The 12601-nt window shown below is 38.6% G+C and carries 11 protein-coding genes and 1 pseudogene; 3 read left to right on the top strand and 9 right to left on the bottom strand.

Features of this window, described 5'->3' with window-relative positions; all coding sequences use genetic code 11:
• Positions 1-195 precede the first annotated feature (195 nt).
• Positions 196-1482, top strand: a complete 1287-nt coding sequence (locus J2X07_RS14830; protein WP_310260311.1) for a GntP family permease — start codon at positions 196-198, stop codon at positions 1480-1482.
• Between the two features lie 21 nt (positions 1483-1503).
• On the top strand, positions 1504-2280 hold the full coding sequence (locus tag J2X07_RS14825; protein WP_310260308.1) for a 3-hydroxybutyrate dehydrogenase: 777 nt from the start codon (positions 1504-1506) through the stop codon (positions 2278-2280).
• A gap of 62 nt (positions 2281-2342) precedes the next feature.
• Here the strand turns inward: J2X07_RS14825 and J2X07_RS14820 are convergent, their stop codons facing one another.
• From J2X07_RS14820 to J2X07_RS14780, 9 genes and pseudogenes are all read right to left on the bottom strand, one after another.
• On the bottom strand, positions 2343-4289 hold the full coding sequence (locus J2X07_RS14820) for an ABC transporter permease (RefSeq protein WP_310260305.1): 1947 nt from the start codon (positions 4287-4289) through the stop codon (positions 2343-2345).
• The gene (locus tag J2X07_RS14815; protein WP_310260302.1) at positions 4279-5040 is read right to left on the bottom strand and encodes an ABC transporter ATP-binding protein; all 762 of its coding nucleotides are present in this window, start codon (positions 5038-5040) and stop codon (positions 4279-4281) included. The genes J2X07_RS14820 and J2X07_RS14815 overlap by 11 nt, the downstream gene beginning before the upstream one ends.
• A gap of 96 nt (positions 5041-5136) precedes the next feature.
• On the bottom strand, positions 5137-6141 hold the full coding sequence (locus tag J2X07_RS14810; RefSeq protein WP_310260300.1) for a sensor histidine kinase: 1005 nt from the start codon (positions 6139-6141) through the stop codon (positions 5137-5139).
• On the bottom strand, positions 6138-6827 hold the full coding sequence (locus J2X07_RS14805; RefSeq protein WP_310260296.1) for a response regulator transcription factor: 690 nt from the start codon (positions 6825-6827) through the stop codon (positions 6138-6140). The genes J2X07_RS14810 and J2X07_RS14805 overlap by 4 nt, the downstream gene beginning before the upstream one ends.
• A 136-nt stretch (positions 6828-6963) precedes the next feature.
• Positions 6964-7341, bottom strand: a complete 378-nt coding sequence (locus J2X07_RS14800) for a VOC family protein (RefSeq protein WP_310260292.1) — start codon at positions 7339-7341, stop codon at positions 6964-6966.
• 47 nt (positions 7342-7388) lie between these two features.
• Positions 7389-8217, bottom strand: a pseudogene (locus tag J2X07_RS14795) (helix-turn-helix domain-containing protein).
• Positions 8218-8520: 303 nt separating this feature from the next.
• Positions 8521-9687 (bottom strand): oxalate decarboxylase family bicupin, encoded by a 1167-nt coding sequence (locus J2X07_RS14790; protein ID WP_310260289.1) that lies wholly within the window; start codon positions 9685-9687, stop codon positions 8521-8523.
• A 130-nt stretch (positions 9688-9817) separates the two neighbouring features.
• A complete protein-coding gene (locus tag J2X07_RS14785; protein WP_310260286.1) occupies positions 9818-10609 on the bottom strand; it encodes a DUF817 domain-containing protein in 792 nt (263 codons plus the stop codon).
• Between the two features lie 25 nt (positions 10610-10634).
• On the bottom strand, positions 10635-11054 hold the full coding sequence (locus tag J2X07_RS14780; RefSeq protein WP_310260282.1) for a MarR family winged helix-turn-helix transcriptional regulator: 420 nt from the start codon (positions 11052-11054) through the stop codon (positions 10635-10637).
• 192 nt (positions 11055-11246) lie between these two features.
• Between J2X07_RS14780 and J2X07_RS14775 the strand changes: the two genes are divergently transcribed.
• Positions 11247-12491 carry an MFS transporter gene (locus tag J2X07_RS14775; protein WP_310260279.1) on the top strand — a complete coding sequence of 415 codons (1245 nt, stop codon included), beginning with the start codon at positions 11247-11249 and terminating at the stop codon, positions 12489-12491.
• The last annotated feature ends 110 nt before the right edge of the window (positions 12492-12601 follow it).

The following is a 12601-nucleotide window of genomic DNA, read 5'->3' as shown; positions in this document are numbered from 1 at the left end:
ATAAAAAAGCTCCCATCTTATCCTATAACTTTATTGCATACTACATATAGTTTTAATTCATTTTACTTATTTAAAACATAAGAGTAAAATTTCTTTTCGTAAAAAGAAACTATTTTTATCGTTAATATATTTCGAATTTGTGAAAAAACGAAAGTTGTAAGCGGACTCTTCGTCTTTTTAAGGGAGGATACATCATTGGTTAGTATTTTGATAGGTCTAGCACTTCTTATGTTCTTTGCTTACTTGGGATGGTCTATCATTTGGGTGGCACCGATCGTTGCTGGTATAGTTGCGTTATTAAGCGGACTTGATCTCATGGACGCATATACAAATACGTATATGACCGGTTTCGTGAATTTTGCAAAGCAATGGTTCCCTATCTTCTTACTTGGAGCGGTCTTCGGAAAGCTCATGGAGGATACGGGTGCTGCTAAATCAGTCGCGTTTCAAATCACGAGGTTTATCGGAGAAAAGCGTGCAATCTTAGGCGTATTAGTCGCATCAGCTGTTTTAACATATGGCGGTGTTAGCTTGTTCGTCGTTGTTTTTGCCATCTATCCGATCGCAGTAGCTTTGTTTAAGAAAGCGGACATCTCAAGGAATTTGATTGCTCCGACAATCGTGTTAGGGGCATTTACTTTTACGATGACAGCCGTACCTGGGACACCTCAGATTCAAAACCTGATTCCCATGAATACGTTCAAAACCACACCGATGGCTGGTTCTTTTATTGGAATCGCAGCTACTTTGGTAATGGCGGTTGGCGGTTATTTCTGGCTTTCGTTTAGAGAGAAGAAAATGTCAGCTGCGGGTCATCATTTTAAAGAAGTTGAAGAAGCTGAGGAAGTTAGTAAAAAGGATGACGAGAAATTACCGAACTGGATTCTTTCTCTTGCTCCGCTATTGATCGTCGTTATTTTGCTGAATTTCTTTAAAATTGCACCAATACCGTCGCTGCTAGCTGGTATTTTGGCTATTTTAATCATTAACGCGAAACAATATAAGAAGTTTATTGGATCCATTAATGAAGGAACTAAAGGCTCTGTTATGGCCATTATTAATACGAGTGCCGCAGTTGGATTCGGTGCTGTAGTTACAAGTGTTCCAGAGTTTGGTCATATTACAGATATGCTGCTTGGCATTTCTAGCAACCCGCTCATTTCAGAGTCATTGGTTGTTCAGATTTTAGCGATGATTACTGGTTCGGCTTCTGGCGGAATGGGTATAGCTTTACAAGCCCTTGGCGGCACGTATTATGATCTAGCACAATCAACTGGCATTAGTCCAGAAGCCTTCCACCGTATGGCTTCTGTCGCTTCAGGTGCATCTATACTTCCGCACAATGGAGCATTGTTGACTCTCCTTGCAGTAACGAAAGTCACTCACAAGGACTGTTACAAGGATGTATTTATGGTTGGTCTTGTTATTCCGACAATTGCAGTCATTGTTGGAATTATTATGGCTAGTATAGGGATTATCTAAAAACAGAAGGAGTGTTTTGAAATGGTTGAAAATAAAGTAGTGGTTATTACAGGTTCTGCAAGTGGTATTGGGTTTGAAATCGGAAAAACGTTTGCTGAAAACGGCAGCAAAGTTGTTCTTACAGATTTAAATGCTGAAGGCGTTGAAAAAGCAGCTGAAGGACTTAGAACACTAGGCTTTGAAGCAATTGGACTTAAAGCAGATGTAACGAGTGAAGAAGATATCAAAAATATGATTGAGACAGCACATGAAAAATACGGCCGTATTGACGTTTTAATCAACAATGCTGGTCTTCAGCATGTATCTCCAATCGAAGAATTTCCTACAGCGAAATTTGAATTGATGATCAAAATCATGCTTACTGCTCCTTTCATTGCAACAAAGCATGTACTTCCAATCATGAAGAAGCAAGCTTTCGGACGTATCATCAATGTTTCTTCCATCAACGGTTTAATCGGTTTTGCTGGTAAAGCGGCATACAATAGCGCCAAACACGGTGTGATCGGTCTTACAAAAGTAGCAGCATTAGAATCAGCTGCTGAAGGTGTAACTGTGAATGCACTTTGCCCAGGATACGTAGATACACCGCTTGTTCGCGGTCAAATGGAAGACCTAGCGAAAACTAGAAACGTTTCTTTAGAAAGCGTACTTGAAGAAGTGATTTACCCATTAGTTCCACAAAAACGTTTATTGGACGTAAGTGAGATTGCAGATTACGCAATGTTCTTATCAAGCGATAAAGCGAAGAGTGTAACAGGACAAGCAATCGTAATCGATGGCGGTTATACGGCTCAATAATCGATAATCATCACACAAAAATACTCCGGCAGCTTATAATCTGCCGGAGTATTTTTTGTTATTTATAGTGCTTCTCTAATAACATTCTTATAATATAGGATAGATAACATTCCAAAAATGGAGTAGAGGACAGTGTAGATCACCATGACGATAATCGTTGGTGTCCAAACTTCTGTACCAAATAAGAACCACCCGGATTGGACGGCAAAATAGCCATGAAGCAAACCGATGAACAAAGGAATACCGAAATTAAACAGCTGCTTATATTGAATTCCTTTTAAAAGGTCATTTTGTGTATAACCTAATTTACGCAGAATGGTATAATTCGGTTTTTCGCTTTCGCCTTCATCCATTTGTTTAAAATAGAGTATGCACCCTGAAGTAATTAGGAAGGTTAATCCTAAGAAGCCAACGATAAACATCATTAATCCCATGTTCTTCTTTTGAGTAGTACTGATCTCCAACCGAGACTCATTGTATAACTTTTTATAAGTACCCGTTGATTTAAAAAGAAAGTTAGCTTTTTCAAGTTCTTTATCGTTTTTAATATCAATTCCGATGTATAGGGTAGATTCTTTTTGTACTTTAGGATTTAAGTCCTCTTTAATTCGGGTAAACACCGAATCATCTACTACTGCGACCGGCACTCCGCCACCTGTAAAATACCAGGATACAGGGTGTTTTTGCCATAAACCTTTAAATCTTTGTGAGATGACCTCTTGTTTTCCTTTTAATTGAACTGTTCCAGAGTCTTTTAACGGCATGAATTTTTGCAAAAGATCGTTATATCCTGTAAATATCACTTCTTTTGATGAGGGATCTGCCCAATCAATCGATTTATCGCTTATTAGAGGAAGCGACATTGCTTTTGGATTAATCGCTAATTCTTTTAGTGAGCGATCAACAATCTGTTCAGCATTTACACTGGCTTGTATGACTTCTATCGTCTTTTCTGCATAATCAATTTCATTTTTATCTAATGCGCTTTCAAACGTATTAGCAGATTCTCTATCGATTACAGAAAAATGGTGCGGAATATGATCTTTTGCCGTTTTTTCTGCAGAATAAAAAGAAATATACGTTAAGGTTAACAACGCGATAGAAAGTGCAGAAACTGTTGTGATAATCGTTAGCAGCAATGCATTGGATTTCATTCGAAACATAACAGATGCCAGCGACATCACTTCTTTAATAGATAGGTAACCGTCTCGTTGTTTTCGAAGCAGATTGAGTAGATAGCTGACGGAACCTTTATAAAATAAATAAGTGCCGATAATGACGGAAGCTAAAATAACGATCATTGCTGTAAACAACTCGGCCATGGTTGTAAAGTCACCGCCGAACAACTTAGATGATATATAGTAGCCTGTGGCGATAAGGAGGATCCCTAAGATTCCCATCATCATTTCCACCATGGACAGCTTCTTTATTTTTCCTTCGGTAGAAGAAATCACGCGAAAAAGATTGATGATACTGTGCTTCTTTATATAGATGTAATTCACAACCATGATGAATAGATAGATGATTGTAAAAATGATCAGCGTCTGCACCAGTGCTTGCGGCGAGAAATGTAAGGAAGCGATAGCATCTACACCAGTTGTTTTAAATAAAGCCATGATAATCATTTTTGAAAATGAAAAACCAGCAAATATACCGATGCCAAGTGAGCCAAAGTATATGATCAAATTTTCTACTGACAGCATCCGGAAAATTTGATTTTTTGTTATACCGATTAGTTGAAATAAACCGATTTCCTTTGACCGTTTTTTAATAAAAAGGGTGTTGGCGTACAAAAGAAAAATAGAGACAATTACCACTAGCAAGATGGATGCGGCACGGATAGCTGCTTCTCCTTTTATAGAACCTTCTATGGAGTCCATAGAGGGATCATATTGTAGAGTAACAAATGCAAAGTAAAGGGCTGCGCTAAAGACTAAAGCAAATACATAAAGGTAATAGTTCTTTAGATTTTTCTTAATGTTACGAAGGATGAGCAGATTAATATTCATGAGGAACACCGCCTAATACACCTTGTGTTTTCATGATATCTTTGAAGAAACTTTGACGATCCTGATCTCCTTTCGTCAGCTGGGTATAGATACTGCCATCTTTAATAAAAACGACACGGCTGCAATAACTTGCAGCGACTGAATCATGCGTAACCATGAGGATGGTAGATTTTCTATTTTCGTTTAGCGTACTCAATTTATTTAGGAGATCGGATGCTGATTTCGAATCCAGTGCCCCTGTCGGTTCATCAGCGAAAATAATACTTGGCTCATGAATGAATGCCCTTGCTGCAGAAGTTCTTTGTTTCTGGCCTCCAGAGATTTCATTTGGATACTTATCTTTTGCTTCATAGATTCCAAGCTCTTTTGCGACATCTTCAAATCTGCTCTCAGCTTCTTTTTTGGGTGTTTTTGTTATGGATAGAGGAAGCAGAATATTCTCTTTCACTGTTAAGGTATCTAACAGATTATAATCTTGAAAAATAAACCCTAGATGGTTTTTGCGAAACTCCGCAAGCTGTTTTTCTTTCATAGCGGTCATTTCTATCTGGTTAATGTGGATCGTCCCTTCACTGACACGGTCGATTGAAGAAAGTACGTTGAGCAGCGTCGTCTTTCCAGATCCTGACGCACCCATAATACTCACAAACTCTCCTTTATCAATCGATAAGTCAATTCCTTTTAATACTTGTTGTTTGTTTAATTTATTTCCGTAACTCTTGTATAATTTGGTGGCTTGTAAAATTTTCATCTGTCTAACTCCTTTCTGATATTTTCATTATAGAAAGGAATCTATCTTTCTTCCTTCCATTGGCCGAACAAAAAGAGAAGGCATGTGACACTTTTGTCACATGCCTGTTATTTGGTCAAATTCATTCTTTGCAGGAAATACAAGAGTAAAAGCAGTACCTCTTCCAAGTGTAGATTTGACATTGATACGTATATGTAACGAGTCTGATGCTTTCTTTGCTAAGTACAGTCCCATACCGGTCGATGCTTGATCGTGATGCTCCGTGGTTGATGTAAATCCTTTATCAAATATACGAGTAAGATCTCGAGAATCAATCCCGCGTCCGTAATCTTCAATCTCCAGAACGGCACTTTCGTCTTGCTGATAGCTTTTTATAAGGATATCGGTATCTTTACTGTATTTAACGGCATTCGTGAGGATCTGGCGGATAATGAATGCCAGCCACTTAGCATCGCTGAGAACTTGAGCAGCTTGCAAATCAAGATCAAAGCCTATTCCCTTTTGAATACACCAGGATTGCAGCGTTTTTAATTCTGAAAAGAGCAAGGTTTCTAAATCGGTAGTTTCCATAAATAAATCGTTCTCTATAGAGGGGATGCGTTTTTGATGGAGCTGCTGATCCAATAGCAAGTGGATCCGTAGCCATTCATATGTAAGTCCGGGCTTTAGCGGATGGTTATCCATACGCTGAATCATGAGATGCATAGCAGTTAATGGTGTTTTCACCTCATGGATCCACGCAAGCAACTCATCTTTCTCCTGTTCTAATTCTACTCGGTTATGGAAAGAGGTTCGTTTTAGGTGTTCAGTTTGCTCGATGATACTATTTTCAACAATCCTTTCAAAAGGCGAACTTGGAATTGTTAGACGAGAGGTATCAAAGTCTTTTTCCCATTCTTCGAGCTGATTGTAGAAAGAGCTTTCTTTTTGATACCGAAAATGAAGAAATACAATAAACACAATAACGGAAATAAAAATAATATATCCAATAGACGTTAGAGGGATTGCGGGATCGAGATAGGCTATAAGCGCCAAGATGAGCTGTTGGATAAGAAATAACGCAATCCAGCTCCTTCTTTCCACAAGATAGCGAAAAATCATACGGGAACCTCTTCGACTGCTATGTAGCCTTGCCCCACCTTTGTTTCAATAAAACGTCCCAATTCGATTTCTTCTAATCGTTTTCTCAGCCGATTCACATTAACGGTCAAAGTATTGTCACTAATAAATCGTTTATCGTCCCATAAACGGCTGATCAGATCATCACGTGAAACAATCCTATTTTTTTGTTCGACTAAAAGCTTTAAGATGAATACTTCATTTTTCGTTAGTTCGATAGAGCCTCTTTCATTCGCAACTATGTTCTTTTCGTAATCGATCGTTGCACCGCACCAAGTTTTTAAATGAACCGCTTCCGTATTGTAGTTATACACCCTCCTGAGGATGGCATGAATCTTGGCGATTAATACATCAAAATGAAAGGGCTTCTGTACAAAATCATCTGCTCCTAATTGCATGGACATTACCATATCACTAGGGTGATCACGTGAAGATAAAAAGATAATGGGAACATTGGAGTGTCCACGTATCGATCGGCACCAATGAAACCCATCAAATTTGGGAAGTTGGATATCAATAATCACTAGATCGGGTTTAATGGATGTGAATTCATTCATAACCCTGCTGAAATCTGAAATACCATAAACGTTATAAGACCAATGAGACAAGCGTTCTTTAATCTCATTAAATAAGGTCGTATCATCTTCAATCAATAATATTTTAAACAACGCAAATCACCACACCGTTACTTTTATTGTTAAATAAAGTGTATAGCAAAACTTGGATATTTTCTACTTATGTACTGAATAGGGGACTGGTTATAGATTTAAACCCCCTGGCAATTACCTGCCAAGGGGCTTTGTTTTAGTTGACGGTCATTTCACTCATTAGTGCATGAGTATTATCTTCTGTGTCTTTGTAAAAAGCCATCCATACTTCTGTTTGCCCCATTTTCCCTACGATGTGCGGCTCGTCGATGAAGCGTACATCTTTTTCTTTTAAATTTTTGTAGGAGGAGTGTATGTCTTCTACTTGAAAATAAAGAACTGAACTGGCGTTTGCAAACTCTTCTGTTTCAGGAAGGCTTAATAACAGGCGAATGCCATTACAATCAAAGAAAGCTAAATTGTCAGTGTTGAATAGTAGAGGCAGATTTAATGTTTCTTTATAAAATTTTATTCCACGATTTAAGTCTTTTACAGGTATTCCGATTTGTCCAACATTTTGAATGATTGATTTCATGTTTGAATCCTCCCTTTTTATATTTTTAGTGTAAGAGATGTTAAGATTTATTTCTTATCTAAAATCACTTTTTTTCTGAATTGAAGAGGGGATATGCCGGTATGCTGTTTAAACATTTTACTGAAAGAAACTGGATTGCTAAAGCCAAGTTCAAATGTAATGCCCGTCATGTTCAGTGAGGATTCTGACAATAACTCTTTTGCTTTAATGATTCTGAGTTCCGATATGTGTTGGTAGGGTGTTCTTCCATAGATCTTATTGTAGTTTCTCAATAAGTGATTAGGGGATAGACAAGCGATCTTTGCTATATCATCCAGCGTAATCACCTGATTATAAAAAGCCCTTATGTAGTCGTGTGCTGTACTGATTCGTTTATAGATTTCTTCTCGTGTAGAAGCACGCAATGCATGAAGTGATTCTACTTCTTTTATCGTATTTTGATGTTCGATAAGTATCTCTTGCATCACCTTATGAAATTGTTCCTCAAGCCATAGCGGCTCTTCTTTTAGTGAATCCAAGTTTTGCTTAAATGTTTGAAGAAGAGAGGTTAGTTTGACATTTTTATCATAAGTCTTTTCATAAAAACCAATTGAAGGAATGTCTTTATAAGGATCAGATAGCAGATTGTCAGGCGAACTATTCTGTGTCCGCAGTACTTCTTCAGCAAAGCTCTTTTTAAAGAAGAGGCAAAATGATTCCACTTCACTAGTTTCATCGATTGATATCGTATAAGTGCCTTCATGCGTAAAACCCTTTATTTGTTTTGTAGTGCGCTTTGCCGTTTGAGAATGTTTTTATTGAAAGCTGTCCGTCACCATGCCAATAAAATTGTTTGCTTTTTGCATGCAGAACATGATTGGGTAAGTGGTTATCCATAGTATCGACTCCAAAAAAATGTTGGGATAGATAAAATTATACATAAAATTTTTACATAATTATCAATTTATTGTATCTTATTTCAACATCCATAAAATAGTAAAAAAGAAATTGTTCCACATGAAACATTCGAAAAACGGAAAAAGATTCAAAAACTACTGTTGATAAAAAGTAAATGTAACGATTATTACTGGACATGTTTTTGAGGTGTGTGAAGAACATAAGAAAATTAGATGCAAAAAAGAACCCTCCTGTGAAAAAGGGTCCTATCAAAATGTCTTTATTGAGCCACTAATTGAGCATTTAATATTTCACAACTGGCCACTTCTCTTTACGCAAAGAATTCATGAGTTCAGGGCTGGCATTCAGGTTTTCCTGTACGAGTTCTTTTGGAGTAAGGGCCATCCATTGATTCAATGATACATCGGCAAACCGGTCACTTTTAAACATTTCCAAAAACCATAAACTTTGATTACCAGTGTTCTGGACGTAATGGCCAAAAGCAAAAGGGACATATCCGACATCGCCAGCACGTACGTTAAAGGTTCTTGCGGTTCTATTGCCTGCGAATGCGGTCATCCTTCCTGTTCCGGTCAGATAGTATTGCCACTCATCGTTATTTGGATGCCAATGCATTTCCCGCATGCCGCCCGGTTTTATTTCAACGAGGGCAGCAGCTATGTTCTTTGAAACGGGGAAGTTAGATGAATCCACAATTCTAACTGTTCCACCAGGGGTGACAATTGGTTTCTGTGCCAATAACCGGTGTGTAAAGCTTAAGGGAACTGTTCCATAGGGATCCTGAACGATCTGTGTATCGATTGGTCCAGGGACATTAGCCTGAAAAATGTATCGCTGCTTATCCGGAATATCGGCAAATGCCTGCTTAGGAATTCCAAAATTGGCTGCTAAAATATCTTTTGGTGTATGGGCAAACCAATCGGAAATCGAAAACGTATTTAAATCAGAAAAGTTGCCATCATCAAAGACTAGAAGAAACTCGCAGCCTTCTTCAAGCCCTTGAATAGAATGGGGGATGCCTGGTGGGAAGTACCATAAATCTCCGGCACTAACGTCGGCAATAAAATTACGTCCGTTCTGATCGACGGAAGTAACGCGTGCGCGTCCTAAGATCATGTACGCCCATTCCGCTTCCTGATGCCAGTGCAGTTCACGGACACCTCCTGGGGTAAGACGCATATTTACTCCTGCTAATGTTGTAGCGATGGGGAGCTCTCTTACTGTAATTTCTCTCGACCAGCCGCCATGATTTAACTGCATGTGTGTATCTGAATAGGAGAACCTTAAATTAGGAATCGTTCCTGCATCGGTTACAGGGGGGACAAGCATATCAGGATTCTCCATGTCTCTCATAATGTCACGCGGTCCTAAATCTGTCGCGCCTGCCCCATCATGCCTGATTGGCTGCGGGATATTTCTATAATAGTGGTCATTATTTTGATTACTCATGGATTCAACTCCTTTCAACAAAATCAAATAAAGAGAAATGCTGTATACATTGTATTAACTTATGATTTTTATTAAATAGAAATGAATGGTCTAGGATAAAAACACAAAAAAAGCATCAGCTGTCTATCAGCTAATGCTTTATGGTGTGCGGAGCTATTTGGAGCTCGTCGCTTTGATTCTCTTTAATTCGCTTCAATTGTGCCACGATGATGATACTAATAATAACGAGCAGCAACCAGGAGCTTATTTTTCCGAAGTGAACGATTGACCATGTCTTCGCTTGATTTGGATATTGCCAAGCTCCGAAGAAAGTACTGATATTTTCAGCAATCCATATAAAAAATCCAATCAGCAGATAAGATAGAATGATCGGCATCTTATATATTTTTTTGTTTATCTTATAATATACGATCGTTTTATAGAAAACAGGAAAAAGCAGAGCGGTAAGAATCCATCTTGCATCAAAGAGAAAATGATGCGTGAAAAAATTAAGGTAGATTAACATACAGATGCTGTAGACATAAAAAGGTGCTGGCCATCCTTTAATTTGCAGATTCAGCCTGCGCCAGCTCTGACAGATGTAGCTCGCCACACTCGCATACATAAAACCGCTGTATAGAGGAACTCCGAATATCTTGCTATACCCTTCATCAGGATAATTCCAGGAACCCATATGTACTTTAAATAATTCTAATGCGAGTCCAATTACATGAAACATACAAATCACTTTAAGTTCATCAATCGTCTCAAGTTTGGTTAGCAGCATAAGTGCTTGAGCAACCACACATACCAAAAAAATGAAGTCATACCGGGGCAAAAATGGGACGGGATAAAACTTTGAAACGGCTAATGTTAAAAAGATGATAACAGGGAAAATGCACGATAACGCCTGCAAATATGTGAATTGAAACAAGGCTTTCATGTAAGAAAATCACCTTTTCCGTTTATTAGCTAAAAGAACGGTTGAATTTTTTCAGCAGTTGTCCGAACATCTCACATTCTTCTTCAGACCAACCTTTAAGTAAATTCTTCACTTTGTTCATTCTTTCCTTTTTATAAGCAGCTAATTCTTTTTTACCGTTATCCGTAATTTGATAAGAATAAGCTCTGCGGTCAGTAGGATCGGGAATTCGGGAAGCGTATCCTTTTTGTTCGAGAGCAGCAGCTTGTCTGCTTACGGTCGAGATATCCAGATGGAATTCGTTTGCTAATGTTTTTACTCCTGTTGATCCTTGAGAGGATAGGCGATGCAGTAAAAGGTAACCGGAGCGGTCAAGTTTGCCATTTTTATCTGATGAGACAGATGTTACATAGCGGACTAATGTTGCCATTTCAAATTGTATCGTTTCTACCGATTTTTCATTCATTATTAAACAAACACCTCGCAAATTACTTTCTAATTAGCATAATAGCTTATCGAACCGAATTGTCAATTCGGTTTCTATTAAACGGGTTTATTAATGTTGACATATCATACAGTTGTATCATACACTATTATAGTTGTATCATACAATAATATATAAAGTGAATAAATAAATTTGAAAAGGGGTTATCTTATTATGTCTTCTTTATCTCAAAGTGCAGCACATTCAGATGAACAGCCTGCTTCTCTTGTGGAGGACGAGGCGAGTCTGCTCAAACAGCCAAAAGCGGTCTGGGCTGTCTTTTTTGCTTGTATTATTGCTTTTATGGGAATCGGTCTTGTTGACCCAATCTTGCCAGCATTAGCTGAACAATTAGACGCTTCTCATAGTGAAGTCACATTGCTTTTTACCAGCTATAACGCAGTAATGGCAATAGCTATGCTTATTACAGGATGGATTTCAGGACGAATCGGAATAAAGTGGACACTGCTTTCCGGTATATTAATTATCGCAGTCTTTTCGGCGCTTGGTGGTCTTTCAAACGATATTTGGACGCTTGTATCGCTAAGAGGCGGCTGGGGACTTGGTAATGCGTTGTTCGTTGCGACAGCGTTAGCGGCGATCGTCTCTCTTTCTAAAAGTGGAACCGCTAGAGCCATCATCTTGTACGAAGCAGCGATCGGTCTTGGAATATCCGTAGGTCCGCTTTTAGGTGGATGGTTAGGGGCTATGACGTGGAGAGGTCCATTTTTAGGTGTGGCGACACTTATGGTAGTTGCTTTTATCGGACTTTCTGTTTTAATGCCAAAGCAGAAACCATCGAATACAGCTAAAGCTAAAGCATCATTGCTTGATCCTTTCCGCGCGTTGAAACACCGCTCATTGTTTGTTTTTGGTATTACGGCAGCACTTTATAATTTTGGTTTCTTTACATTGTTGGCTTATTCTCCTTTTGTGATGGGCTTAGATGAGCATGGTTTAGGATTCGTATTCTTAGGCTGGGGTATATTGCTCGCGGTAACGTCTGTTTTCATGGCACCAAAGCTTCAGCTCAAATTCGGAACGATTAAATCCATTTGTATCATGCTTTTCTTTTTTGCTGTTCTTTTAGCAGTAATGGGGATTTGGACTTCAACTCAATGGGTTGTCATTGCAGCCGTTATATTGGCTGGGGCAATGCTGGGGAACAATAATACATTGATTACAACAGCCGTTATGAATGCAGCGCCAGTTGAGCGGTCGACAGCATCAGCAGCTTATAGCTTCTTACGTTTCTTAGGAGGAGCAATCGCACCGTTTATGGCAGGAAAACTCTCCGAAATTTTCAATCCGCACGTTCCATTTTACGTAGGTGCAGGGTTTGTTTTACTAGCAGTCGTCTTTATCATGATGAATGAAAAGCATGTTAAGCATGTGGACGAAATTGGAGCAGGACATTAATTAAATAATGCTCTTTTTAAAAAGCATGTTGGATTTCCGCAATTGTTCATTCTCATCAAGACAAGTTGATAAAAATGAAAAGAAGAAGCCCTTTTTGCGGCTTCTTTTTC

This window comes from Fictibacillus barbaricus (assembly GCF_031457135.1).
GTDB classification, from domain to species: Bacteria; Bacillota; Bacilli; order Bacillales; family Fictibacillaceae; genus Fictibacillus; species Fictibacillus barbaricus_A.
The sequence above is the reverse complement of the archived record's forward strand: the minus strand, read 5'-3'. Positions and strand labels throughout refer to the sequence as shown.

Excerpts from the sequence above, each read along its gene's own strand:
- J2X07_RS14825 (WP_310260308.1), top strand. The coding sequence starts at position 1,504 with ATGGTTGAAAATAAAGTAGTGGTTATTACAGGTTCTGCAAGTGGTATT.
- J2X07_RS14820 (WP_310260305.1), bottom strand. The coding sequence starts at position 4,289 with ATGAATATTAATCTGCTCATCCTTCGTAACATTAAGAAAAATCTAAAG.
- J2X07_RS14815 (WP_310260302.1), bottom strand. The coding sequence starts at position 5,040 with ATGAAAATTTTACAAGCCACCAAATTATACAAGAGTTACGGAAATAAA.
- J2X07_RS14810 (WP_310260300.1), bottom strand. The coding sequence starts at position 6,141 with ATGATTTTTCGCTATCTTGTGGAAAGAAGGAGCTGGATTGCGTTATTT.
- J2X07_RS14800 (WP_310260292.1), bottom strand. The coding sequence starts at position 7,341 with ATGAAATCAATCATTCAAAATGTTGGACAAATCGGAATACCTGTAAAA.
- J2X07_RS14790 (WP_310260289.1), bottom strand. The coding sequence starts at position 9,687 with ATGAGTAATCAAAATAATGACCACTATTATAGAAATATCCCGCAGCCA.
- J2X07_RS14785 (WP_310260286.1), bottom strand. The coding sequence starts at position 10,609 with ATGAAAGCCTTGTTTCAATTCACATATTTGCAGGCGTTATCGTGCATT.
- J2X07_RS14780 (WP_310260282.1), bottom strand. The coding sequence starts at position 11,054 with ATGAATGAAAAATCGGTAGAAACGATACAATTTGAAATGGCAACATTA.
- J2X07_RS14775 (WP_310260279.1), top strand. The coding sequence starts at position 11,247 with ATGTCTTCTTTATCTCAAAGTGCAGCACATTCAGATGAACAGCCTGCT.